The sequence below is a fragment of the Klebsiella sp. KPN54798 genome, assembly GCF_021184225.1.
In the GTDB taxonomy this organism is placed as follows: domain Bacteria; phylum Pseudomonadota; class Gammaproteobacteria; order Enterobacterales; family Enterobacteriaceae; genus Klebsiella; species Klebsiella pneumoniae.
Genome location: NZ_CP089234.1, coordinates 1,734,369 through 1,759,168, shown reverse-complemented (window position 1 = coordinate 1,759,168; position 24,800 = coordinate 1,734,369). Strand labels below are relative to the sequence as shown.

The window sequence follows — 24,800 nt, the reverse complement described above, 5'->3', positions numbered from 1 at the left end:
GGATAATGAACAGACTATGCAAGATAGCGTCAACCAGCCCGGATTTTTATTCCACGATTATGAAACCTTCGGCACCAGCCCTTCCCTCGACCGGCCGGCGCAGTTCGCCGCCATCCGCACCGACGCGGAGCTGAATGTGCTCGGCGAGCCCGAAGTGTTTTACTGCAAACCCGCTGACGATTACCTGCCGCAGCCGCAGGCGGTGATGATCACCGGGATCACCCCGCAGGAAGCGCTAGCCAAAGGGGATAATGAGGCCACATTTGCCCGCCGCATCCACGATCTGTTCACGGTGCCGCAAACCTGTATCGTCGGCTATAACAACGTGCGCTTTGATGACGAAGTGACGCGGAATATCTTCTATCGCAACTTCTATGACCCTTATGCCTGGAGCTGGCAGCACGATAACTCGCGCTGGGATCTGCTCGACGTGATGCGCGCCTGCTATGCCCTGCGCCCGGAAGGGATCGCCTGGCCAGAGAATGACGAAGGGTTGCCGAGCTTCCGGCTTGAACATCTGACCGTCGCCAACGGTATTGAACACCAGAACGCCCATGACGCGATGGCCGACGTATACGCCACCATCGCCATGGCGAAGCTGGTGAAAACCCGGCAGCCGCGGCTGTTTGATTATCTCTACAGCCACCGCAATAAGCGCAAGCTGGCGACGCTTATCGACGTGCCGCAGATGAAGCCCCTGGTGCATGTCTCCGGCATGTTTGGCGCCGCGCGCGGCAATACCAGCCTGGTGGCGCCCCTGGCCTGGCATCCGGAAAACCGCAATGCGGTGATTATGGTCGATCTGGCGGGCGATATGGCGCCGCTGCTGGAACTGGATGCCGATGCCCTGCGCGAGCGGCTTTACACCCCGCGCGCCGAGCTTGGCGATCTGCCGGCAGCGCCGATTAAGCTGGTGCATCTTAATAAATGTCCGGTACTGGCCCAGGCCAATACCCTGCGCCCGCAGGATGCCGACCGGCTGGGGATCTCTATTCAGCGCTGTCTGGAGAACGCCCAGCTGCTGCGGGCGAATCCGCAGGTGCGCGAGAAGGTAGTGGCGGTCTATGCTGAAGCCGAACCCTTCGTGCCGTCCGAAAACGTCGACGCCCAGCTGTACAATGGGTTCTTTAGCGATGCCGACCGCGCGGCGATGAAAATCGTGCTGGAAACCGAACCGCGCAATCTGCCGGCGCTGGATATCACCTTCGCCGACCAGCGTATCGAACGCCTGCTGTTTAACTACCGGGCGCGCAACTTCCCCGGCACGCTCGATGAACATGAGCAGCAGCGCTGGTTAGAGCACCGTCGTCAGGTGTTTACGCCGGCGTTTTTGCAGGCCTATGCCGATGAGCTGCAGATGCTGTATCAGCAGTATGCGGATGATAAAGAGAAGCTGGCGCAACTGAAAGCGCTGTGGCAGTACGCGCAGGATATTGTCTGATTGGCTGAAATTCCCGGGTTGCGGCTAACGCCTTACCCGGGCTACAAACGATGACCGGGGAGGACGCCTGACCGTAGGCCCGCGCAAGCGCAGCGCCGCCGGGCATTGCGTCCCCAGTTCACGCTTACCTTTTTGCCCGGTGGCGGCTTCGCCTTACCGGGCCTGGGCGCTGGTACCAGAGTAGCCCGGGTAAGACGCCTCGCGTCGCACCCGGGAACGTTGCTTAGCTTTTCGCGCGGCTGGCGATGATTTCATCCGCCACATTACGCGGCGCTTCCGCGTAATGGTGGAACTCCATGCTGTAGGTTGCCCGTCCCTGCGACATCGAGCGCAGCGTGGTGGAATAACCAAACATCTCCGCCAGCGGCACGTCGGCGCGGATGATCTGGCTGCCCAAGCGCTCTTCCATCCCCTGCACCATCCCGCGACGGGAAGAGAGATCGCCCATAATATTCCCGGCGTACTCTTCCGGCGTCTCCACCTCGACGTGCATCACCGGCTCAAGGATCACCGGGTCCGCTTTGCGCGCGCCCTCCCGGAAGCCGAAGATCGCCGCCATGCGGAACGCCATCTCCGAGGAGTCCACGTCGTGGTACGACCCGAAGGTCAGGGTCGCTTTCACGTCAACCACCGGATAACCCGCCAGCACGCCGGTGCCCATCGCTTCGCGCAGCCCTTTCTCCACGGAAGGGATGTACTCGCGCGGCACCACGCCGCCTTTGGTGGCGTCCTCGAAGACGAAACCGCTGCCCGGCTCCAGCGGCTCCAGGGTCAGCACGACGTGGCCATACTGCCCTTTGCCGCCGGACTGGCGCACAAATTTGCCTTCCACGTCCGTCACTTTCTTGCGCAGGGTTTCGCGGTAGGTGACCTGCGGACGGCCAATGTTGGCCTCGACGCCAAACTCGCGCTTCATCCGGTCGACAATGATCTCCAGATGCAGCTCACCCATGCCGGAGATAATCGTCTGGCCGGACTCTTCATCGGTATGCAGACGGAACGACGGATCTTCCGCCGCCAGCCGCTGCAGCGCGATGCCCATTTTCTCCTGGTCCGCTTTGGTCTTCGGCTCGATCGCCAGCGAAATCACCGGCTCCGGAAACTCCATCCGTTCGAGGGTAATCACCGCATCCGGATCGCATAACGTATCGCCGGTGGTCACATCCTTCAGACCGACGCAGGCCGCGATATCCCCGGCGTGCAGTTCGTCAACTTCGTGACGGTCGTTGGCCTGCATCAGCACGATACGCCCGATGCGCTCTTTTTTGCCCTTCACCGGGTTCCACACCGCATCGCCTTTCTTCAGCGTCCCGGAGTAGACGCGGATAAAGGTCAGCTGGCCGACGTAGGGGTCGGTCATCAGTTTGAACGCCAGCGCCGACAGCGGCTCATCGTCGCTCGGATGGCGTTCCGCCGGCTGGCCTTGCTCATCAACGCCCTGTATCGCCGGAATATCCAGCGGCGACGGCATCAGCTCCACCACCGCATCGAGCATGCGCTGCACGCCTTTGTTTTTAAAGGCGCTCCCGCAGAGCACCGCCTGGATCTCTCCCTTCACCGTGCGCTGGCGCAGACCGGCGACGATCTCCGCCTCGTCCAGCTCACCGGTTTCCAGGTATTTATCCATCAGCTCATCGCTGGCTTCCGCCGCCGCCGAGACCATTTTCTCCCGCCACTGCTGCGCCGTCGCCAGCAGATCGTCTGGGACTGGCCCATAGCTAAAGGTCATGCCCTGGGTGGCGTCATCCCACAGGATGGCGCGCATTTTCACCAGGTCGACGACGCCGGTGAAATGCTCTTCGGCGCCAATGGGGATCACAATCGGCACCGGGTTAGCCTTCAGACGGTCGATCATCATCTGCACCACGCGGAAGAAGTCCGCGCCGGGACGGTCCATCTTGTTGACGAAGGCCAGCCGCGGAACGTGGTATTTATTCGCCTGGCGCCAGACGGTCTCCGACTGGGGCTGCACCCCGCCGACGGAGTCATACACCATCACCGCGCCGTCGAGCACGCGCATGGAACGCTCCACCTCAATGGTGAAATCCACGTGCCCCGGGGTGTCGATGATATTGATCCGGTGCGGCTCGAAGCTGCGGTCCATCCCCGGCCAGAAGCAGCTTACCGCCGCCGAGGTAATGGTGATCCCGCGCTCTTGCTCCTGGGCCATCCAGTCGGTGGTTGCCGCGCCATCGTGTACTTCACCCAGCTTATGGCTCATCCCGGTATAAAACAGGATGCGCTCGGTGGTGGTGGTTTTACCGGCATCGATATGCGCGGAGATACCGATGTTGCGATAACGTTCGAGAGGGATGGGTCGGGGCATGATGCGTCCTTAGTCGTTTTGACGGTCAGTCTGCGGTCGAAATGATCCGCAGTTCATTTAACTGCGTCTATCTTAGTACAACTGTACGAGTATATTCGAACTATTTTTGCTATCATTACGATTGGGCAGGTTGCGGCGGCGCGCGTGGTATCTGAACCGGAGTTTGGGTATAGTAGCCGCCAGCCGCCGATATGGGCTGCGGCTGCCATGCGCCGCGCCACCGCCGACACAGGATTATTATGATCGCCAATCACCCCGAACGAGAACAAATTCGCCTGGAAAATGTCCTTTCCGCGCTCGGTAACCCACTGCGACTGGAGATCATTCGTACGCTGGCCGACGGCAGCGAGCTGAGCTGCAACGCCCTGCGCCAGGAGGAGGTGGCCAAGTCCACCATGACCCACCACTGGCGCGTCCTGCGCGACAGCGGTGTGATCTGGCAACGGCCTCAAGGACGGGAGAACATGATTTCGCTGCGCCGGGAAGATCTGGACGCCCGTTTTCCCGGCCTGCTGGATACGCTGCTGAAAGTTATGGTGCAGGCAGGATAAGCTCTTCTGCCGGGTGGCGCTTCGCTTACCCGGCCTACATAACCATTAAATTTCAGAAGGTTAACCATCACCGTAGGCCCGCGCAAGCGCAGCGCCGCCGGGCAAAAGATATCGCACCGAGCCAAACGAAAAAAAAGCCGGAGGTTTCCCTCCGGCTTTTCTCAATCACATCACGCTATGCCTTAGGCCACATCTTCGTACTGCGGCACCGGGTTGCGGAAGCTTTTGGTCACGCAGGCCAGGTAGACCAGACCGATACCGGCCCAGATCAGGCCCAGAATCATCGAGCTCTCTTCCAGGTTGACCCACAGCGCGCCAACGGTCAGGGCGCCGCACATCGGCAGGAACAGATACTGGAAGTGGTCTTTCAGCGTCTTGTTGCGCTTCTCACGGATCCAGAACTGGGAAATCACCGACAGGTTAACGAAGGTAAACGCCACCAGCGCACCAAAGTTAATCAGCGCCGTCGCCATCACCAGGTCGAAGTTAATCGCCAGCAGCGCAATCGCGCCGACCAGGATGATGTTCATCGCCGGAGTGCGCCAGGTCGGGTGCACGTAGCCGAAGAAGCTTTTCGGGAACACGCCGTCGCGACCCATAACGTACATCAGACGCGCCACGCCAGCGTGCGCCGCCATACCGGACGCCAGTACGGTGATGGTGGAGAAGATCAGCGCGCCAACCTGGAAGGCTTTACCTGCCACGTAGAGCATAATTTCCGGCTGTGACGCATCCGGATCTTTAAAGCGCGAGATATCCGGGAAGTACAGCTGCAGGAAGTAGGTGGCAAAGATGAAGATCAGGCCGCCGATCAGCGCGGTCAGGAAGATCGCGCGCGGGATGACGCGCTCTGCATCTTTGGTCTCTTCAGACAGGTTGCTGATGCCGTCGAAACCGGTAAACGAGAAGCACAGGATCGTCGCCCCGGTAATCATCGGGATCACGTGCGCGTCACCGGACCAGAACGGACGGCTGCTGGCCAGCGTACCGGCGCCCTCGCCTTCAAACACGCCATAAATCACCATGCCGAGGATAACGGCAATCAGCACCACCTGCAGCACCACGATCACGGTGTTGAAGTTGGCCACGGATTTAATGCTGCGCAGGTTAAAGGCGGTCATAAAGGCGACCAGCGCGATAACAAACACCCACGACGGAATCGAAGGCACCAGCGCTTCAAAATAGATTTTCGCCAGCAGAATGTTGATCATCGGCGCGAACAGGTAGTCGAGCAGCGAGGACCAACCCACCATAAAGCCAACGGTCGGGCTGATGGATTTCTGCGCATAGGTATACGCCGAGCCGGCAGAAGGGTAACGACGTACCAGCTTGCCATAGCTCAGGGCAGTAAACAGGATAGCGATTAACGCAAAGGCGTAGGCCGTCGGCACGTGACCGTCGGTCATACCAGAGACGATACCAAACGTATCGAACAGCGTCATCGGCTGCATATAGGCCAGGCCCATCATTACAACCGGAACTAACGTAAGCGTTTTACGTAATTCCACGCGAGAGGTATTTGGAGTAGCGTTATGCGACATAGTTATCCCCTTTTACGGTGAACGCCAGCGCGTAAGCAAAAAATTGCCCCATTTCTTTCTATTCCTCAGCGACAACGACTGTCGGTTTTTAGTAAATATCTATCCGGTACGAAGCCCGGCCTCTTGGTATTGAATGATGTGTCTTTCGACCAAAAAAATAACCGACACTTTAAAAAAAAGCGTCGGCTAGTCTCTGGTTTTCAGGCCGCATATTTTGCAACAAATTCAACGGCGTTGACAAGATGTTATGAAGTTCATTGCGTAAGCATAATTTTTAACGTGCTAATATCTATACGGTTTCCGTATGATAAATTGTAAAAATAGCACTATTTGCTAATAGCGTTTCCCGCCACCATTTGCCAGCCAAACCGCAGGTGGCGTCATTCCAGGCGATCCACGCGCGTTGACGAGGCGACAGCCCGCGCACGGTCATGCAGACCAGCTCGCCGCTGTCCAGCAGACCCTGCACCTGATAGCGCGGCAGGCACCCCCAGCCCAGCCCCAGGCGCAGCAGCGCCAGCTGCCCCGCGGCGTCACACACCGTCAGGGTCTCCTGATCGCTGAGTAGCGCCCCGCCCTCGCCAGTGGCCACCGCCCGGTAACGGCGCAGGGTTCGCCAGCTTAGCGGTGCGCGGTGTCGCGCCAGCGGATGCTGTGGAGCAACGACCAGCAGCAGCTCCAGCTCGCCGAGGGGGAGATAGTCATAACCGCTCAGCGGCGGCGGCTCGCCGAGCGCCCCCAGCAGCAGATCGGCCTGCCCGTCAGTCAGCGGCCGCCAGTCCAGCAGGGAGGGGTTCAGCGTGAAGTGCAGCCGGGTCAGCGGCTGTTGTTGATAAAATGCAGCGATTGGCGGCGAGAGCAGCGCCACGGGAAAGGTGCTGTCCACCGCCAGACGAAGGCTATTCTCCCACCCCTGCTGCAGCTTAACCGCCCGGTTCTCCAGTTCGCGGGCGATATGCAGCACCTCCCGCCCTTTCTCCAGCAGCATCTGTCCGCTGGGGGTAAAGCGCGCGCGATGGCCGCTGCGGTCGAGCAGCTGAATATTGAGATCGCTTTCCAGGCGGTGAATGGTGTAGCTCAGCGCCGAGGGCGTTTTAAAGAGCTTTGCCGACGCGGCGGCAAAGCTGCCCTCTTTTTCCAGGGCATCCAGGATCACGAGGACATCCAGCAGTGGTTTCATCGCTACCCCCTTACGGTATGCGAATCACCGCTGGCGGATCACTCCATCGGCATCACCAGCGGATCGGGGTACTGGTACTCAAACCCCAGCTCATTGCAGATACGATTGCCATCCACAATCTTGCCCTGGCCGCCGTCCGGGCTGTCGCTGAACACCGGCGGCGGCAGACCGAGCTCGCGGGCCATCTGCGGATAAAAGAGGCCGCGCGCAGGGTGGCGGGGCGCACATAGATTATAGATGTGCCCGCCCTTCGGGGCCTGCAGCAGCAGTTCGATAGCGGCCACCACATCCTGCAAATGCACCAGATTGACCACGTGCTGGCCATCCGGCGCCGACTTGCCGGCGAAAAAACGTCCCGGATGGCGGGAAGGCCCCACCAGCCCGGCCAGGCGCAGAATATCCACCGATGTCCCCGGCAGGTTGTGCAGCCAGTCCTCCAGCTCCTTGAGCACCTGTCCGCTGGCGGTTTGCGGCAGACGCGGGGAATTCTCCTTCACTGTACCGTTGACGTTGCCATACACCGAGGTGGAGCTGGTGAAGACGATCCGCGGAATATGGTACGCCAGCGCGGTATCGACGATCTCCTGCACCGCCTGTAGATAAAACCCTTCCCCTGCCCCGGTACGCCGGGCCGGCAGGGTGATCACCAGCGCATCGACGTTCATCAGCGCGTCGAGGTCCTCGGTATCACAGACCAGCTGCGGCTCCAGGCGCAGCGGATAGCTGTCGATCCCGCACATCCGCGCCGCCTCCACGCCATCCTGCGTAGTTTTACTGCCGGTAACCTGCCAGCCTCGCGCCGTCAACGACAGCGCCAGCGGCATCCCCAGCCATCCCAAACCGACTATCGCGACCTTTTTCATCCCAGGCTCCTGACTCTTTCGCTGTGCTGATTACAGGCTACGCCAGCCAGCGGCAACTGACAATTTCTTCGCTCAATATGAAATGAATTAATGATAGAAAAAAGCCCTTGCTTTCTGCGGCGGAAGTGGTTTAGGTTAAAGGACATCAAATGCATAGTCATTCACAGAGAATTTTTATGAACCGCGTTCAATTTAAACACCACCATCATCACCATCATCCTGACTAGTCTTTCAGGCGATGTGTGCTGGAAGACGTTTGGATCTTCCAGTGGTGCATGAACGCGCAGAGAGCCCCCGGAAGATTCACTTCCGGGGGCTTTTTTTTGGACCAAATTCGGACAGATTCAGACAGGTATTCAGAGGAAAAGAACAATGTTAGACAACACCCGTTTACGCATAGCTATTCAGAAATCAGGCCGTTTAAGCGAAGATTCACGCGAATTACTCAGCCGCTGCGGCATTAAAGTCAATTTGCACACCCAGCGTCTGATTGCGCTGGCGGAAAATATGCCAATCGATATTCTGCGCGTGCGTGATGACGATATCCCGGGCCTGGTGATGGACGGTGTTGTCGACCTCGGCATTATCGGCGAAAACGTGCTGGAAGAAGAGCTGCTCAGCCGCCGCGCCCAGGGCGAAGACCCGCGCTACTTCACCCTGCGCCGTCTCGACTTCGGCGGCTGCCGCCTGTCGCTGGCGACTCCGGTGGATGAAGCCTGGAACGGCCCGGCGGCGCTGGACGGCAAACGTATCGCCACCTCTTACCCGCACCTGCTGAAGCGCTACCTCGATCAAAAAGGTATCTCCTTTAAGTCCTGTTTGCTGAACGGCTCCGTGGAAGTGGCGCCGCGCGCCGGCCTCGCCGACGCTATCTGCGACCTCGTCTCCACCGGCGCCACTCTGGAAGCTAACGGCCTGCGCGAAGTGGAAGTGATCTACCGCTCCAAAGCTTGTCTGATCCAGCGCGACGGTGAAATGGCCGACGCCAAACAGCAGCTGATTGACCGCCTGCTGACCCGTATTCAGGGCGTGATTCAGGCCCGCGAGTCGAAATACATCATGATGCACGCCCCGACCGAACGCCTGGAAGAAGTGGTTGCCCTGCTGCCGGGCGCCGAGCGGCCGACTATTCTGCCGCTGGCAGGCGACAAGCAGCGCGTGGCGATGCACATGGTCAGCAGCGAAACCCTGTTCTGGGAGACCATGGAAAAACTGAAGGCGCTGGGCGCCAGCTCCATTCTGGTGCTGCCGATTGAGAAAATGATGGAGTAATCGGCCAGCCGGTCACGGGACACACAGGGGAATACAATCATGAGCTTCAACACAATCATCGACTGGAACGGCTGTAGCGCAGACCAACAACAGCAACTCTTAACGCGCCCGGCGATTTCCGCCTCCGACAGCATCAGTAAAACGGTGACGGAGATCCTGAATAACGTCAAAGCCAACGGCGACGCGGCGCTGCGCGAATACAGCGCGAAGTTTGATAAAACCACCGTCGCCGCGCTGCAGGTGAGCGAGGCGGAGATCGCCGCCGCCGGCGAGCGCCTCAGCGATGAGCTGAAGCAGGCGATGGCGGTGGCGGTGAAAAACATCGAGACCTTTCACAACGCGCAACAGCTGCAGGCGGTGGATGTCGAAACGCTGCCGGGGGTGCGCTGCCAGCAGGTCACCCGCCCTATCGCCTCCGTCGGACTGTACATTCCCGGCGGCTCAGCGCCGCTGTTCTCCACGGTGCTGATGCTGGCGACGCCGGCGCGCATCGCCGGCTGTCAGCAGGTGGTGCTCTGCTCGCCGCCGCCGATTGCCGATGAGATCCTCTATGCCGCACAGCTGTGCGGCGTAAAAACCATCTTTAACGTCGGCGGCGCCCAGGCCATCGCCGCCCTCGCCCTCGGTACCGAGTCGGTGCCGAAGGTGGATAAAATCTTTGGCCCGGGCAACGCTTACGTCACGGAAGCCAAACGCCAGGTCAGTCAGCGTCTGGACGGCGCAGCCATCGACATGCCGGCCGGCCCGTCGGAAGTGCTGGTCATCGCCGACAGCGGCGCCAACCCGGACTTTGTCGCCTCCGACCTGCTGTCGCAGGCGGAACACGGCCCGGACTCGCAGGTGATCCTCCTGACCCCGGACGCCGACATGGGCAGCCGCGTCGCCGAAGCCGTGGAGCGCCAGCTGGCCGCCCTGCCGCGCGCGGAAACCGCCCGCGTGGCGCTCTCCGCCAGCCGGATCATCGTGGCCCGCGATCTGGCGCAGTGCGTGGCTATCTCCAACCTGTACGGCCCGGAGCACCTGATCATTCAGACCCGTCAGGCCCGCGAGCTGGTGGACAGCATCACCAGCGCCGGTTCCGTTTTTCTTGGCGACTGGTCACCGGAATCCGCGGGCGACTACGCCTCGGGCACCAACCACGTCCTGCCGACCTATGGTTACACCGCCACCTGCTCAAGCCTCGGCCTGGCCGACTTCCAGAAGCGGATGACCGTGCAGGAGCTGTCGCGCGACGGCTTTGCCGCCCTCGCCTCAACGATTGAGATCCTGGCCGCCGCCGAGCGCCTTGACGCCCACAAAAACGCCGTAACGCTGCGCGTTGCCGCCCTGAAGGAGCAAGCATGAGCATTGAAGATTTAGCCCGCGCCAACGTCCGCGCGCTGACCCCGTATCAATCCGCTCGCCGGCTGGGCGGCAAAGGCGACGTCTGGCTCAACGCCAACGAATTCCCTACCGCCGTAGCCTTCCAGCTTACCGAACAGACGCTGAACCGCTATCCGGAGCCGCAGCCGAAGGCCGTGATTGAGAGCTACGCCCGCTACGCCGAGGTCAAACCGGAGCAGGTGCTGGTCAGCCGCGGCGCCGACGAAGGCATCGAGCTGCTGATCCGCGCCTTCTGCGAGCCCGGCGAAGACGCGGTGCTCTACTGCCCGCCGACCTACGGCATGTACAGCGTCAGCGCCGAGACCATCGGCGTCGAATGCCGCACCGTGCCGACGCTGGCCGACTGGCAGCTCGACCTGCCGGGCATCGAGGCGCGGCTGGACGGCGTGAAGGTGGTCTTCGTCTGCAGCCCGAACAACCCGACCGGGCAGATTATCGACCCGCAGTCGATGCGCGACCTGCTGGAGATGACCCGCGGCAAAGCCATCGTGGTGGCCGACGAAGCCTATATTGAATTCTGCCCGCAGGCGACGCTCGCCGGCTGGCTCAGCGACTATCCGCACCTGGTGGTGCTGCGCACGCTGTCCAAAGCCTTCGCCCTCGCCGGCCTGCGCTGCGGCTTCACCCTCGCCAACGCCGAGGTGATCAACGTGCTGCTGAAAGTGATCGCCCCGTACCCGCTCTCCACGCCGGTGGCCGATATCGCCGCCCAGGCCCTGAGCCCGGAGGGGATCGCCGCGATGCGCCAGCGCGTGGCGCAGATCCTTGACGAGCGCCGCTACCTGGTGGAACAGCTGCGCGGCATCGCCTGCGTGGAGCAGGTCTTCGATTCCGAGACTAACTATGTGCTGGCGCGGATAACCGCCTCCAGCGCAGTGTTTAAATCTTTGTGGGATCAGGGCATTATCTTACGTGACCAGAATAAACAACCTTCATTAAGCGGCTGTTTGCGTATCACTATCGGTACCCGTGCCGAGAGCCAGCGCGTGATTGACGCCTTGACTGCGGAGAATGTATGACCCAGAAGTATCTCTTTATTGACCGTGACGGCACCCTGATTTCCGAACCGCCGGAGGATTTCCAGGTGGACCGGTTCGACAAGCTGGCGTTTGAGCCGCAGGTGATCCCGGCGCTGCTGAAGCTGCAGCAGGAAGGCTATAAGCTGGTGATGATCACCAATCAGGATGGCCTGGGAACCGACAGTCTGCCGCAGGAAGCGTTTGATGGCCCGCACAACCTGATGATGCAGATCTTCGCCTCGCAGGGCGTTAACTTTGAAGAGGTACTGATTTGTCCGCACTTCCCGGGCGACAACTGCGCCTGCCGCAAGCCAAAAACGCAGCTGGTGCTGCCGTGGCTGGAAGAGGGCGTGCTGGATAAATCCCACAGCTATGTGATTGGCGACCGGGCCACCGACCTTGAGCTGGCGGATAACATGGGAATTACCGGTCTGCGCTATGACCGCGAGACGCTCGACTGGCCGACCATCTGCGAGCAGCTGACCCGCCGCGACCGCTATGCCCACGTCGAGCGCATCACCAAAGAGACCCAGGTGGATGTGAAAGTGTGGCTGGACCGCGAAGGCGGCAGCAAGATCCACACCGGCGTCGGCTTTTTTGACCATATGCTCGACCAAATCGCCACCCACGGCGGCTTCCGCATGGAGGTTCACGTCGGCGGCGATCTGTACATCGACGATCACCACACGGTGGAGGATACCGGCCTGGCCCTCGGCGAAGCCCTGAAGCTGGCCCTTGGCGACAAGCGCGGCATCAACCGCTTCGGCTTCGTGCTGCCGATGGACGAGTGTCTCGCCCGCTGCGCGCTGGATATCTCCGGCCGTCCGCACCTGGAGTATAAGGCGGACTTCACCTATCAGCGCGTCGGCGATCTGAGCACCGAGATGGTGGAACACTTCTTCCGCTCGCTCTCCTACACCATGGCGGTGACCCTGCACCTGAAAACCAAGGGCAAGAACGATCACCACCGCGTGGAGAGCCTGTTCAAAGCCTTTGGCCGTACGCTGCGCCAGGCGATCCGCGTCCAGGGCGATGCCCTGCCGTCTTCCAAAGGGGTGCTGTAATGAATGTGGTGATCCTTGATACCGGCTGCGCCAACCTCAATTCGGTGAAATCGGCGATTGGCCGCCACGGCTATGAGCCGGTGGCCAGCCGCGATCCGGAAGTGGTATTGCGTGCCGATAAACTGTTTCTTCCCGGCGTCGGCACCGCCCAGGCGGCGATGGATCAGCTGCGCGACCGCGAGCTGATCGACCTGATCAAAGCCTGTACCCAGCCGGTGCTGGGGATTTGCTTGGGCATGCAGCTGCTCGGCAAGCGCAGCGAGGAGAACAACGGCGTCGATCTGCTGGGCATTATCGAAGAAGAGGTGCCGAAGATGACCGACCACGGTCTGCCGCTGCCGCACATGGGCTGGAACCGGGTGTATGCCAAAGCTGGCGATCGGCTGTTCCGCGGCATTGAAGAAGGCGCGTATTTCTACTTCGTGCACAGCTACGCCATGCCGGTCAACCCGTACACCATCGCCCAGTGCAATTACGGCGAGGCGTTCACCGCCGCGGTGCAGAAAGATAACTTCTTTGGCGTGCAGTTTCACCCGGAGCGCTCCGGGAGCGCCGGGGCGCAGCTGCTGAAAAACTTCCTGGAGATGTGATGATTATTCCTGCTTTAGATTTAATCGACGGCACCGTCGTTCGTCTCCATCAGGGCGATTACGGCCAGCAGCGCGACTATGGCAGCGATCCGCTGCCGCGCCTGCAGGCCTATGCCGATCAGGGGGCGGAAGTCCTGCACCTGGTCGACCTGACCGGGGCGAAGGATCCGGCGAAACGCCAAATCCCGCTGCTGAAATCGCTGGTCGCCGGGGTTGACGTCCCGGTGCAGGTCGGCGGCGGCGTGCGGACCGAGGCGGATGTCGCGGCCCTGCTTGAAGCCGGCGTCGCCCGCGTGGTGGTCGGTTCCACCGCGGTGAAATCCCCGGAGGAAGTGAAAGGCTGGTTTGAACGCTTTGGCCCTGAACGGCTGGTGCTCGCCCTCGACGTGCGTATCGACGCCGACGGCAATAAGCAGGTGGCGGTCAGCGGCTGGCAGGAGAACTCCGGCGTGACGCTGGAGGAGCTGGTGGAGAGCTATCTACCGGTCGGCCTGCAGCATGTGCTGTGCACCGATATCTCCCGCGACGGCACCCTGGCGGGTTCTAACGTCTCGCTGTACGAGGAAGTCTGCGCCCGCTATCCGCAGGTGGCGTTTCAGTCATCCGGCGGCATCGGCGATCTCAATGATATTGCCGCTCTGCGCGGCACCGGGGTGCGCGGCGTGATTGTCGGCCGCGCGCTGCTGGAAGGTAAATTCAACGTAACGGAGGCCATTCAATGCTGGCAAAACGGATAATCCCCTGCCTCGACGTCCGCGACGGCCAGGTAGTGAAAGGCGTGCAGTTCCGTAATCACGAGATCATTGGCGACATCGTCCCGCTGGCCAAGCGCTATGCCGACGAAGGGGCCGACGAACTGGTGTTCTATGATATCACCGCCTCCAGCGACGGTCGGGTGGTCGACAAGAGCTGGGTGTCGCGGGTAGCGGAAGTAATCGATATTCCTTTCTGCGTGGCGGGCGGGATCAAATCGCTGGAAGACGCGGCGCAGATCCTCTCCTTCGGCGCCGATAAGATCTCGATTAACTCCCCTGCTCTCGCCGACCCGACGCTGATCACCCGCCTTGCCGACCGCTTTGGCGTGCAGTGTATCGTGGTGGGGATTGATACCTGGTTTGATGCAGAGACCGGCAAGTATCACGTCAACCAGTATACCGGCGACGAGAGCCGCACCCGGGTGACGCAGTGGGAAACCCTCGACTGGGTGGAGGAAGTGCAGAAGCGCGGCGCAGGCGAGATCGTTCTCAATATGATGAACCAGGACGGGGTGCGCAACGGTTACGACCTGCAGCAGCTGGCGAAGGTTCGCGCGGTGTGCCACGTCCCGCTGATCGCCTCCGGCGGCGCGGGCACTATGGAACACTTCCTCGAAGCCTTCCGCGACGCCGACGTTGACGGCGCGCTGGCGGCCTCGGTATTCCACAAACAGATTATTAATATTGGCGAACTGAAAGCGTACCTGGCGGCACAGGGCGTGGAGATAAGGGTATGTTGACTGAACAGCTGGACTGGGAAAAAACGGACGGCATGATGCCGGCCATCGTGCAGCACGCCGTATCCGGCGAAGTGCTGATGCACGGCTACATGAACAAGGAGGCGCTGGAGAAAACCGAAGCCACCGGCAAGGTCACCTTTTACTCGCGCACCAAGCAGCGGCTGTGGACCAAGGGTGAAACCTCGGGCCATGTCCTCAATGTAGTGAGCATCACGCCGGACTGTGACAACGATACGCTGCTGGTGCTGGTAAACCCGATCGGACCGACCTGCCACAAAGGCACCACAAGCTGCTTCGGCGAAACCGGCCACCAGTGGCTGTTCCTCTATCAGCTGGAGCAGCTGCTGGCCGAGCGTAAACACGCCGACCCGGAGAGCTCCTACACGGCGAAGCTGTATGCCAGCGGCACCAAGCGTATTGCGCAGAAAGTGGGGGAAGAAGGCGTGGAGACCGCGCTGGCCGCCACGGTGAACGACCGCTTCGAGCTGAAGAATGAGGCGTCGGACCTGATGTACCACCTGCTGGTGCTGCTGCAGGACCAGGGGCTGGATCTCGGGGAAGTGATTGATAATTTAAGAGCACGGCATAGGTAATATAAGACATGGCGGTTATAAAGCCGCCATTAATTACTCTTTCTAAATGACCCCTTCACGCAGCACTCGAAATACCTCCCAATATCCTTTACAACCTAATATTTGAGATGTGAATTGGATTCACATGATAGATGTAGTTTGTTAGAATGCTGCCGCTTTTAACATCCAATTGGAACGCTAGCGGAGTATATAATGCCAAGTTCAGGCCCATTATGGCAACTAATGAAATATGGGTTAGTTGGGATAGTCAATACACTAATTACGGCAGTTGTAATTTTCCTGCTAATGCATTTGGGTCTTGGCATTTATCTGTCCAATGCGATGGGTTATGTTGTAGGTATTGTTTTCAGCTTTATAGCAAACACAATATTTACATTTACGCAACCAATCAGTATCAATAGACTAATAAAATTTTTATGTGTTTGCTTCATTTGTTATGTGGCAAATATCATTGTCATAAAAATATTTTTCGTTTTTATGCCAGAAAAAATATATTCAGCACAAATCCTTGGGATGTTCACATACACTATCACAGGTTTTATTTTAAACAAGTTCTGGGCGATGAAATGACAACCTCAACTGATATAAAAAGCACTCCTTCTTTAGCTATTGTGGTACCTTGCTATAATGAACAAGAGGCTTTTCCTTTCTGTCTCGAAAAGCTTTCGAATGTACTAAATTCATTGATAGCCAGAAATAAAATTAATAACAATAGTTATCTTTTGTTTGTCGATGATGGTAGTCGTGACAATACTTGGGCACAAATTAAAGATGCCTCGACCGCTTATCACTATGTGCGAGGAATAAAATTATCAAGAAATAAAGGACATCAAATTGCGTTGATGGCAGGGTTACGCTCGGTCGATACAGACGTAAGCATTAGCATCGATGCGGATCTACAAGACGATGTAAATTGCATCGAAAAAATGATTGACGCTTACAGCCAGGGATATGACATAGTATACGGCGTAAGAGGTAATCGAGACAGTGACACGTTTTTTAAACGTACAACAGCTAATGCATTTTACGCAATAATGTCCCACTTGGGAGTAAATCAAACTCCAAATCATGCAGATTATCGATTATTAAGTAATCGAGCATTGGAGGCTCTTAAACAATATAAAGAGCAAAATATATATTTACGTGGATTAGTGCCTCTTGTGGGATACCCCTCGATCGAGGTGCAATATAGCCGTGAAGAAAGAATTGCAGGTGAATCAAAATATCCAATTAAAAAAATGCTTGCGCTGGCTCTCGAGGGAATTACCTCATTATCAGTTACACCGTTACGAATTATAGCTATGACAGGTTTTATAACTTGCATCATATCAACCATCGCTGCGATTTATGCTTTAATTCAAAAAACAACAGGTACTACAGTTGAGGGATGGACATCAGTCATGATCGCTATATTCTTTCTTGGCGGCGTGCAAATGCTTTCTTTAGGTATTATAGGAGAATATGTCGGAAAAATTTATATAGAGACGAAAAATAGACCTAAATATTTCATTGACGAAAGCGTAGGTAATGATAGCAATGGAAAATAACATGCAAAATCTGATCAATCCTTTAGCAGAGGGAAATAAAAAAAACGTTTACATTTTTTATTTCTTTTTGCTTATGTTAACATTTTCACCGGTAATTTTCTTTTCATATGCATTTTCAGACGACTGGTCAACACTCTTTGATGCTATAACAAGAAACGGCTCTTCGTTTCAGTGGGATGTCCAATCTGGTCGTCCCGTTTATGCTGTGTTCCGTTACTATGGAAAAATGTTAATTAATGATATTTCTTCATTTTCGTATTTGCGGCTTTTTAATATATTAAGTCTTGTTGTCTTAAGTTGTTTTATTTACAACTTCATAGACAGCAGAAAAATATTTGATAACCCCGTATTCAAAATAACATTTCCGCTGTTAATTTGCTTACTCCCTGCGTTTCAAGTTTATGCTTCATGGGCAACATGTTTCCCGTTCACTATTTCAGTATTGCTGGCAGGTATTAGTTATAATAAATGTTTCCCACATTCGAAGCAGCGGTCGTCATTGTCAGAAAAATTAGCATCCATTGTTGTCTTATGGGTGGCATTTGCAATATATCAACCGACAGCAATTACATTCTTATTCTTTTTTATGCTTGATAGTTGTATAAAAAAAGAAAGTAGTTTAACTGTGAAAAAAGTTGCGACATGTTTTATCATTTTAGTTATCGGTGTTGCAGGCAGTTTTATAATGTCAAAAGTACTTCCTGTCTGGCTATATGGGGAATCATTATCGAGAGCCGAGTTAACCGCAGATATCGGTGGAAAGATGAAATGGTTCATAAATGAATCACTAATAAACGCTGTAAATAACTATAACATACAACCAGTAAAAATATATTCTTGGTTCTCCTCGCTTGCAATTTTAATCGGCTTATACACTATTTTTGTGGGAAAATCAGGCAGATGGAAAACGTTCATAGTCATAGCGATCGGGATAGGTTCCTACGCTCCAAATTTAGCGACAAAAGAGAATTGGGCAGCATTCCGCTCGTTAGTGGCCTTAGAACTTATTATATCAACTCTATTTCTTATTGGCATAAATAGCCTTGTCAGTAGAATTTTTAAGCAAGCATTTGTCTGGCCTCTTATCGCTTTAACAATTATGATAATAGCTCAGTATAATATTATAAATGGATTTATTATTCCTCAACGCTCTGAAATTCAGGCACTTGCTGCGGAAATAACTAATAAAATACCTAAGAATTACACAGGAAAATTAATGTTCGATCTCACAGATCCCGCTTACAATGCCTTTACAAAAACACAGAGATATGATGAATTTGGGAATATTTCATTAGCAGCACCCTGGGCGCTCAAAGGTATGGCTGAAGAGATCAGAATTATGAAAGGATTTAATTTCAAACTATCTAACAACGTTATAGTTTCTGAGACCAATCGATGTATTGATGATTGTATGGTTATCAAAACGTCAGATGCAATGCGAAGGTCAACGATAAATTATTAGTAATTTCTGTGCCGCCCTCATTTTTTATGGGGGCGCTATTACAGTAATCATAAAATACGCTTTTAAATACTAGTCTTTGCTTGAGAGTAGTTTAAGAAACTTTGTTTGAACAGTCTTTAGTTCTTCATTGTAATTATCGAGAATTTTATTATCTGCTTTAATAGCTAAATTCTCCCTATTCATAGAAGCAATCATTTCGTCCTTTTGTTGAAGCTGCTGTTTTATCTCCTCAACTTCGTTTTGTAAGGTCAAAATATTTCGTTGGGCATCCTCTAATTCATTAAGAACCCGATCTTTTAATGAAAAAAGATACTCTTCAGCAGACATATCAGCGATTCGTCGATAAGCAGAAAGAATAAACTCATCATAAAAGTCTTCATTATTGATATCAAAACTGCTGATGAATAATTTGACATCTTGAAACAGTTTATTAAAGGCTTCACCCGATAGCGTATTTAAGTGCCACTCAAGGAATACGACAATGTAATTATAAAAATCCCTTTGTCGCTTTTGCATCATGCCATTTTTAAAAAGAAAATCCCTTAGAGCAACAAGAGCATCAAGTGCGCAATGATAGGAAACGGAGCGAGTTGAAGACAATGATGTTTTTCGATTAATCGTATGAGCAATCAATATTTCATCAAGAATAGTTACCTTTTCGGCACTAAGCATAGATGCACACACAAAAAACAGATCATTTGATGTTCTTAAATCTTGATAGCTCAACGAGTGCTGAATAATAAATTCACGTCGGAATAGTTTGTCCCATGGCCACCATATAAATGCTCTGAAAAAGTCTCGCTCAATATCTCCAGGCGAGAAAACTGCTTTTTCAGGTAATAAATCTTTTCGAATTGAATCTGGCATTGGAGCATACTGGAGAGATTGTAGATTAAATGAGCGGCTTCTGCATACAACGATATCTGCCCCTGATAGCTCCGCACAATCAGACATATGCTTCAACATGTTCGTATCGACATAATCATCATCATCAAGAAATATTATATATTCTCCCTTTGCTTCTGAAAGACCTATATTACGTGATATGCCAGCTCCAATATTTATAGCGTTATCAATAATTCGTATTCTTTCATCGCTGGATGCTATCTCCTTAAGAATATCTAATGTATTATCACTCGAATGATCATTGATTATTATAATTTCAATTTCATACAATGACTGTGAAACAATGTTTTTTAGAGTATCTGCAATATACTCTTCGGCGTTGTAAACAGGAATAACGACCGAAACAATTATATCACTTTTTTCATGAGCCATAAAAATACCATTAGTAGTAAATTGAATTACATTATATAAAGATTAGTATTATCAATGAAGGTTTTTCGCAATAATAAATGTGAAACTTACACATCATCGAACTACATCATGATATATTTGCAATGTTTTATCGATAATCATAACACTAGAAAATTTATCTTGTATACGTTTCCTCCCCTTAATACCCATTTCAACGCGTGCTTTAGGATTGCTAAGCAAAAAGGCAAGTTTATCAGCCAGCTCTTCAGGTGAATTGCTTTTAACAATAATTCCATTATCGTTATCAATAATAAGGCTATCACAACCACCAACATCATAAGCAATACAAGCGCGCCCCACAGAAGATGCTTCCAGAAGAATTCGCGGAACACCTTCAGAATAAACTGACGGCAAAGCAACGATATTTGATTGCTCAATAAGATCGCAAACGTTATTCGAACGACCTAACCAGTTAATTAATCCTTGCTGATGCCAATTTTCAATGACCTGAAGGGAAATTGCATCTTTATCATTTTCGACCAGAATTCCAGCAACATTCAAAGTAAAGTGAATATTCTTACTGCGTAATATTTTCTTCGCTTCAATTAAGTCGCCCAGTCCTTTACTCCACAACATACGGCTGGCAAACAATACAACAGGGACATCGTGATCCTGTTCAAGAGAATATTTGTATATCTCTGGATTAATGCCTGCACCATCAATAACAATAGTCTGTTGTTCTTCGAGTCCAACCAACTTAGCCAGTTTTTTTCTGTCGCGGTCATGTTCAAACATAAATATACAGCGCTTATTACTGGCAATATATTTATATGCAGCAATAGTAAACTGCCGCAATAATTTTAAAGGCATGCTGTCAGAAGAAAATACTCTTCCAAGCCCAACAAAACTTACGATGACCGGCAGATTAAATTTCTTCGCGAGCACACCACCAATCAAACATGGCTTGATAGTGATGCAATGCAAGAGATCCGGTTTTATATTTTTAATAATTTTTTGCACATCATGGTAAGTACGAAAGAAAACTAATGCATTAAAAGATTGAGCATCAAGAGTAACATTATGGCAAATAAAGCCAAATGTTTTAAATTTATTTATTATGTTGTCATCAATAAAATGGCTGATGATGTGAATCTCATAACCTGCATCACGGGAGGCGATGGCACGATCGATCCAGTGTAAATCGAAGTACCAATCCGAATTTATGAAATAACACAATTTTCTCATTGCTATGCCCACTTAATGATACTTACCACTAATACCTTTTATGCCATGTGAAATTCCACGAAGAATAAATTTCATATAGGAATATTTTTGACGTTGCCATGGCAGGATTAATATATATTTTAGGATGCGTATCGCTATCGCTGAATTGCTATATACGGCATTTTTCTGGAATATTTTCTTCGACAGGATCAAATTACGGCATAGATAGTAAACCTTCCATTCAGGGGCAATAAGTTTGCCCTGAATACTCACATCATGATAAAAAAGCAACTCCGGGCTATACATAATTTGCTCACCAGCTAATGATAGCTGATAGCCAAAGTAAAGATCATCAAAGTAGATAAAGAGCTGTTCATGGATGTGGTCAAGACTGGTCGCGAGCAGATCACGATGTATGACCATCCCAACAAATGAAACCGTTTGTACGAACATAGAACGATTAGCTGCCGGGATAAACTCTGCAGGGTAGCGTAAATAGCGTACAGTGTCGCCAAGGGAAGTTGGCACACGCGAGAACGGCATATTCATCGGACACGGTTTTCCTTGCGGATCTTTCACCAGTCCACTAAATACCCGACATCCCTGCTTATCCAGCTGTGAAAAGGACTTCAACGTGTCTGGATAGGGGTAAGCATCGTCATCGTAGAAAAATACCCAATCACTTGCCAGCTGTTCACAGATATACTGACTACCGGTTTTAAAGCCCCCCGCCCCACCGGTATTCTCGGTGAGGGTTAATACAATGACTCGTGTATCAACAATTGACGAAAGCCAGGCTTGGGTCCCATCCGTGGACCCGTTATTGACAATAACAATATTAGTGAATTCAAGTTTGAGGGTCTCTTCAACCGTTTTTTTCAGTTTGCCGAGACGATTGAATGTCACTATCAATGCCGTATATTTCATCGTACAGAAACCGTAAACACAGGCATTGGCTGATTTTCAGTGAGTGAATTTAAATAGACTTCTGCCGTTTTCAATGCTTCGGCGATGGTCACATCCATATCAAGGTAACGGTAGGTTCCAAGACGACCGACAAAAGTGATGTTGGTTTCATTCTCGGCCAATGACAAATATTTTTCAAGAAGAGCCATCTCTCCCATCTGGCGAATAGGATAGTAAGGAATATCATTTTCTTCACAAGCACGGCTATACTCTTTATAACAAACAGAGCCGTCGTGTTGTTCCCAGGGAGAAAAATATTTATGTTCAGTGATGCGAGTATAGGGCACATCCACAGAACAATAGTTCATCACTGCGCATCCCTGGTAATCACCCTGATAGATAAACTTTTTAAAATCTAATGTTCGATAGCCCAGACGGCCATATTGGTAGCCATAAAACGCATCTAATGGACCGCTATAGAATACGTGATCGTAATGAGTTCGCTCGTCAACGATAAATTCCCGCTGTAAGTCAACCTTGATATTCTCATGCTTAAGAATTGACTTAATCATCTGCGTATAACCACATTTCGGCATGCCCTGAAATTTGTGGTTAAAATAATTATCGTCATAGTTAAAACGAACAGGAAGACGTTTAAGAATAGATGCGGGCAGTTCCGAGGGTTGCATCCCCCACTGTTTAATCGTATATCCTTTAAAAAAGGCCTCATATAACTCTTTACCAATAAAGCGTAACGCTTGCTCTTCAAAAGTTTGTGGATCAGCAATAGTGCTGTCCCCTTTCTCAGCAATGAGCGCTCTGGCCTCATCAGGCGAACAAGTTTTTGAGAAAAACTGATTGATAGTATGCAAATTAATAGGCAGGGAAAATACCTGACCATTAACTGTCGCTTTAACCCGGTTCACATAGGGCATCATCTCTGCATGCTTGTTGACATAGTTCCACACTGATTCATTGTCAGTATGGAAAATATGGGGTCCATAAACATGTACCATCACATTCGTTTCAGAGTCGCGTGCATCATAAGAATTCCCCCCAATATGATCACGCTGATCGATAATATGGACTTGATGTCCCTTCTCAGCAAGTTGGCGACCGATAACTGCACCAGAGAAGCCAGCGCCTACGATCAATATTTTTTTTCTTTTCATCTGTTGTCTCTTTTATTATCCAAGAATAGCACGGCGTACTTTGTAATAATATTTAGTCATCATGTTTCTTCTTGGCGTGCCTATTGGTGCATATTTATTAACATAAGGCATCAGTACGTTCTTGATTTTGGTCTGGAACAAGATTTGTTGTTGCGGCTCGCTATGGGTTAAACCAATCGAAGCCGCTAACGACATCTGACGTTTATAGATTTCCATCTCCCATGGAGTGTTAGCGATGTTTTCAATAAAGTCGTCATAAAAATCGACTTTTTCGGTATTCCATGGTTTGTTCTCACCCGCATAATGAATCATTTTAGGCTTCTTGCGAGCTGCTAAAAATTTCATATACGTTGCAAACTTAAGATTAGGGAAGAAATCATCCGTGTTGCCATTACCATGATAAACGTTCCACTCTAATGGCAGAAATGTGACTCGAGAGTAGAATACTTTATTCATGATATCCTGGTCGAGGAACCAGTATTTTTTTGCCTTTAATACCCGCATCAATTCAGCAAAAGTATTTTCTTCGACCATTTGTTTGACATTAAAAACAATAATCCCTGCCTGAAAATATTCATCAGGGTTATTCATATTTAAGGTTTTCTGTAAATATTCGCCTGCCGGCATAACGCCATCATCTGATGCCGACATTGCAGAAAATTTTACAAAACCTTCCATGACGATATCCTTAACCGCTGCAACTAAATTGTTGCCCAGAGGGACATCAAGCAGTTCACCTAGGTCAGCCTTTACAACGGTATCCGAATCAATAAATACGACTTTATCGTATCGTCTGAACAGTTGAGGAATAAAAAGACGGGCATACGTTGATGCGCTAAAATGCGCTCGGGTATGCACACCGTTTATTTCAGTGAAGGCATTAACGTCAAAAAAACGAAGAGAAATATTCGGATGAGCCGAGGTTAGATTTACTAACCGCGTTTTATTCAAATAGCTTACTTTGTTTTCGAGCACGACGATATCATAATTTTTATTTTTATCCGCATGCCGGACAATGGAATTAATTAATGCACCACCGCTGACTGCGTAATTATCATCGAAACTGATAACCACTGGAACCGCAGAATCAAAAACTGGATTCAGTGCACCATTGAATGTTTCATTGCTGACAAAAGTACGCTGTAATTCTTTTACCTTAAGCTCACCATCTTGTTGCAACTTAATAATGTAAATATTAAACAGCCGTTCTGCTATATGCCCAATAACGCGTTTTTCCTGAGCATTATAATTGTTCATCGAGATGGCATCTTCGAGATTATCCAGAATAGAAAAGAGCCACTCAGAATAGTTAACAAAAATATCTTTGCGCATGACAAACATATTTGTGTAATAGCCATCACTGGCATCATTAAACGTTTTTATTGCCGTGCTATACTCTGGATATAGTTTTTCAACGGTGGCAATGGCAGCCTGATAATCACGAATGTGTAAGTATTCACCTCGTTCATAGTGATCGTAATTATTTTTACTTCCCGCCGCAGTGACAGACCATTTTTTGGGCAGCAAGATGTCAATACCTTCGACACACCGTTGAATTGTTTCTTCGTTTAATCCAAAGATCTCCTCATATTCTTCATCAATGCATGGATGGTTCACGACCCCCCACGTATCCTCAGAAAAAGTTTGTTTTTCGGAAAAATTAAGATGACGGCGATAGTGCATGAAACCGACATAGTCTGCCAGCTCTTCGTTTTTCCAAACCCAATAATGCGCAGTAAGTTCGCAATAAAACGGATTCTTAAAGGAAATATTATCGCCAGTGTCATCTCCTGGACAACCAATTTCATTACAAGAATTAGCTTTGCCGACATGCAGAGGTTTGATAATTGCAGCATTAAGAAAAGCACTAGGCTTATGGTGGCTGGTATAGATTTTAACGCTATTGTTCATTAT

At 51.8% G+C, this 24,800-nt stretch carries 24 protein-coding genes and 1 other annotated feature; of the genes, 14 read left to right on the top strand and 10 right to left on the bottom strand.

Annotated features, from left to right (window positions below):
* Positions 1 to 16: 16 nt before the first annotated feature.
* The gene (gene sbcB / locus LPQ25_RS08525) at positions 17 to 1,441 is read left to right on the top strand and encodes an exodeoxyribonuclease I (protein WP_004899361.1); all 1,425 of its coding nucleotides are present in this window, start codon (positions 17 to 19) and stop codon (positions 1,439 to 1,441) included.
* Positions 1,442 to 1,664: 223 nt separating this feature from the next.
* On the opposite strand, the gene fusA is transcribed toward sbcB, so the two are convergent.
* Positions 1,665 to 3,767, bottom strand: coding sequence for an elongation factor G (gene fusA / locus LPQ25_RS08520; protein ID WP_014907247.1), 2,103 nt, complete (start codon positions 3,765 to 3,767; stop codon positions 1,665 to 1,667).
* 239 nt (positions 3,768 to 4,006) lie between these two features.
* On the opposite strand from fusA, the gene LPQ25_RS08515 reads away from it, so the two are divergent.
* Positions 4,007 to 4,318: an ArsR/SmtB family transcription factor gene (locus LPQ25_RS08515; protein WP_002912109.1), complete on the top strand. Its 312-nt coding sequence runs from the start codon at positions 4,007 to 4,009 to the stop codon at positions 4,316 to 4,318.
* Positions 4,319 to 4,500: 182 nt separating this feature from the next.
* On the opposite strand, the gene plaP is transcribed toward LPQ25_RS08515, so the two are convergent.
* The 4 genes from plaP to LPQ25_RS08500 all read right to left on the bottom strand — a co-directional run bounded on the left by plaP (position 4,501) and on the right by LPQ25_RS08500 (position 7,902).
* A complete protein-coding gene (gene plaP, locus LPQ25_RS08510; protein WP_004148994.1) occupies positions 4,501 to 5,859 on the bottom strand; it encodes a putrescine/proton symporter PlaP in 1,359 nt (452 codons plus the stop codon).
* The gene (gene yoeI / locus LPQ25_RS27375) at positions 5,849 to 5,911 is read right to left on the bottom strand and encodes a membrane protein YoeI (RefSeq protein WP_096335043.1); all 63 of its coding nucleotides are present in this window, start codon (positions 5,909 to 5,911) and stop codon (positions 5,849 to 5,851) included. Before yoeI ends, plaP begins: the two co-directional genes overlap by 11 nt.
* A gap of 237 nt (positions 5,912 to 6,148) precedes the next feature.
* Positions 6,149 to 7,039: a LysR family transcriptional regulator gene (locus LPQ25_RS08505; RefSeq protein ID WP_004184781.1), complete on the bottom strand. Its 891-nt coding sequence runs from the start codon at positions 7,037 to 7,039 to the stop codon at positions 6,149 to 6,151.
* Positions 7,040 to 7,077: 38 nt separating this feature from the next.
* A complete protein-coding gene (locus LPQ25_RS08500) occupies positions 7,078 to 7,902 on the bottom strand; it encodes an SDR family oxidoreductase (RefSeq protein WP_004152513.1) in 825 nt (274 codons plus the stop codon).
* Between the two features lie 176 nt (positions 7,903 to 8,078).
* On the opposite strand from LPQ25_RS08500, the gene hisL reads away from it, so the two are divergent.
* From hisL to LPQ25_RS08440, 12 genes are all read left to right on the top strand, one after another.
* Complete coding sequence (hisL, locus tag LPQ25_RS08495; RefSeq protein WP_004899375.1) at positions 8,079 to 8,129, top strand: his operon leader peptide; 51 nt, start codon at positions 8,079 to 8,081, stop codon at positions 8,127 to 8,129.
* Positions 8,105 to 8,227: a sequence feature (His leader region), on the top strand. It overlaps the preceding gene by 25 nt.
* Before the next feature lie 47 nt (positions 8,228 to 8,274).
* On the top strand, positions 8,275 to 9,174 hold the full coding sequence (gene hisG / locus LPQ25_RS08490; RefSeq protein WP_002912152.1) for an ATP phosphoribosyltransferase: 900 nt from the start codon (positions 8,275 to 8,277) through the stop codon (positions 9,172 to 9,174).
* A gap of 39 nt (positions 9,175 to 9,213) precedes the next feature.
* On the top strand, positions 9,214 to 10,518 hold the full coding sequence (gene hisD, locus LPQ25_RS08485) for a histidinol dehydrogenase (RefSeq protein WP_009307478.1): 1,305 nt from the start codon (positions 9,214 to 9,216) through the stop codon (positions 10,516 to 10,518).
* Complete coding sequence (gene hisC / locus LPQ25_RS08480) at positions 10,515 to 11,576, top strand: histidinol-phosphate transaminase (protein ID WP_004149000.1); 1,062 nt, start codon at positions 10,515 to 10,517, stop codon at positions 11,574 to 11,576. The genes hisD and hisC overlap by 4 nt, the downstream gene beginning before the upstream one ends.
* A complete protein-coding gene (hisB, locus tag LPQ25_RS08475; RefSeq protein WP_014907246.1) occupies positions 11,573 to 12,640 on the top strand; it encodes a bifunctional histidinol-phosphatase/imidazoleglycerol-phosphate dehydratase HisB in 1,068 nt (355 codons plus the stop codon). The genes hisC and hisB overlap by 4 nt, the downstream gene beginning before the upstream one ends.
* Positions 12,640 to 13,230 (top strand): imidazole glycerol phosphate synthase subunit HisH, encoded by a 591-nt coding sequence (gene hisH, locus LPQ25_RS08470; RefSeq protein WP_014907245.1) that lies wholly within the window; start codon positions 12,640 to 12,642, stop codon positions 13,228 to 13,230. Before hisB ends, hisH begins: the two co-directional genes overlap by 1 nt.
* Positions 13,230 to 13,967 (top strand): 1-(5-phosphoribosyl)-5-[(5-phosphoribosylamino)methylideneamino]imidazole-4-carboxamide isomerase, encoded by a 738-nt coding sequence (gene hisA, locus LPQ25_RS08465; RefSeq protein ID WP_014907244.1) that lies wholly within the window; start codon positions 13,230 to 13,232, stop codon positions 13,965 to 13,967. Before hisH ends, hisA begins: the two co-directional genes overlap by 1 nt.
* Positions 13,949 to 14,725 (top strand): imidazole glycerol phosphate synthase subunit HisF, encoded by a 777-nt coding sequence (gene hisF, locus LPQ25_RS08460; protein ID WP_004180497.1) that lies wholly within the window; start codon positions 13,949 to 13,951, stop codon positions 14,723 to 14,725. Before hisA ends, hisF begins: the two co-directional genes overlap by 19 nt.
* A complete protein-coding gene (gene hisIE, locus LPQ25_RS08455; protein WP_004144136.1) occupies positions 14,719 to 15,318 on the top strand; it encodes a bifunctional phosphoribosyl-AMP cyclohydrolase/phosphoribosyl-ATP diphosphatase HisIE in 600 nt (199 codons plus the stop codon). Before hisF ends, hisIE begins: the two co-directional genes overlap by 7 nt.
* 192 nt (positions 15,319 to 15,510) lie before the next feature.
* Positions 15,511 to 15,888 (top strand): GtrA family protein, encoded by a 378-nt coding sequence (locus tag LPQ25_RS08450; RefSeq protein WP_004198893.1) that lies wholly within the window; start codon positions 15,511 to 15,513, stop codon positions 15,886 to 15,888.
* A complete protein-coding gene (locus LPQ25_RS08445) occupies positions 15,885 to 16,865 on the top strand; it encodes a glycosyltransferase family 2 protein (protein WP_014907242.1) in 981 nt (326 codons plus the stop codon). The genes LPQ25_RS08450 and LPQ25_RS08445 overlap by 4 nt, the downstream gene beginning before the upstream one ends.
* A gap of 1 nt (position 16,866) precedes the next feature.
* Positions 16,867 to 18,327, top strand: coding sequence for a hypothetical protein (locus LPQ25_RS08440; RefSeq protein WP_041937788.1), 1,461 nt, complete (start codon positions 16,867 to 16,869; stop codon positions 18,325 to 18,327).
* Between the two features lie 69 nt (positions 18,328 to 18,396).
* On the opposite strand, the gene LPQ25_RS08435 is transcribed toward LPQ25_RS08440, so the two are convergent.
* From LPQ25_RS08435 to LPQ25_RS08415, 5 genes are all read right to left on the bottom strand, one after another.
* Positions 18,397 to 19,605: a glycosyltransferase family 2 protein gene (locus LPQ25_RS08435; RefSeq protein WP_014907241.1), complete on the bottom strand. Its 1,209-nt coding sequence runs from the start codon at positions 19,603 to 19,605 to the stop codon at positions 18,397 to 18,399.
* 93 nt (positions 19,606 to 19,698) lie between these two features.
* Positions 19,699 to 20,841, bottom strand: coding sequence for a glycosyltransferase family 4 protein (locus tag LPQ25_RS08430; RefSeq protein WP_074160401.1), 1,143 nt, complete (start codon positions 20,839 to 20,841; stop codon positions 19,699 to 19,701).
* Positions 20,842 to 21,735, bottom strand: coding sequence for a glycosyltransferase (locus LPQ25_RS08425; protein WP_014907239.1), 894 nt, complete (start codon positions 21,733 to 21,735; stop codon positions 20,842 to 20,844). It lies immediately after the preceding gene.
* A complete protein-coding gene (gene rfbD / locus LPQ25_RS08420; protein WP_015875020.1) occupies positions 21,732 to 22,886 on the bottom strand; it encodes a UDP-galactopyranose mutase in 1,155 nt (384 codons plus the stop codon). The genes LPQ25_RS08425 and rfbD overlap by 4 nt, the downstream gene beginning before the upstream one ends.
* A gap of 15 nt (positions 22,887 to 22,901) precedes the next feature.
* Entirely contained in the window at positions 22,902 to 24,797 is a 1,896-nt protein-coding gene (locus LPQ25_RS08415) for a DUF4422 domain-containing protein (RefSeq protein WP_015875021.1), read from the bottom strand.
* Positions 24,798 to 24,800 lie beyond the last annotated feature (3 nt).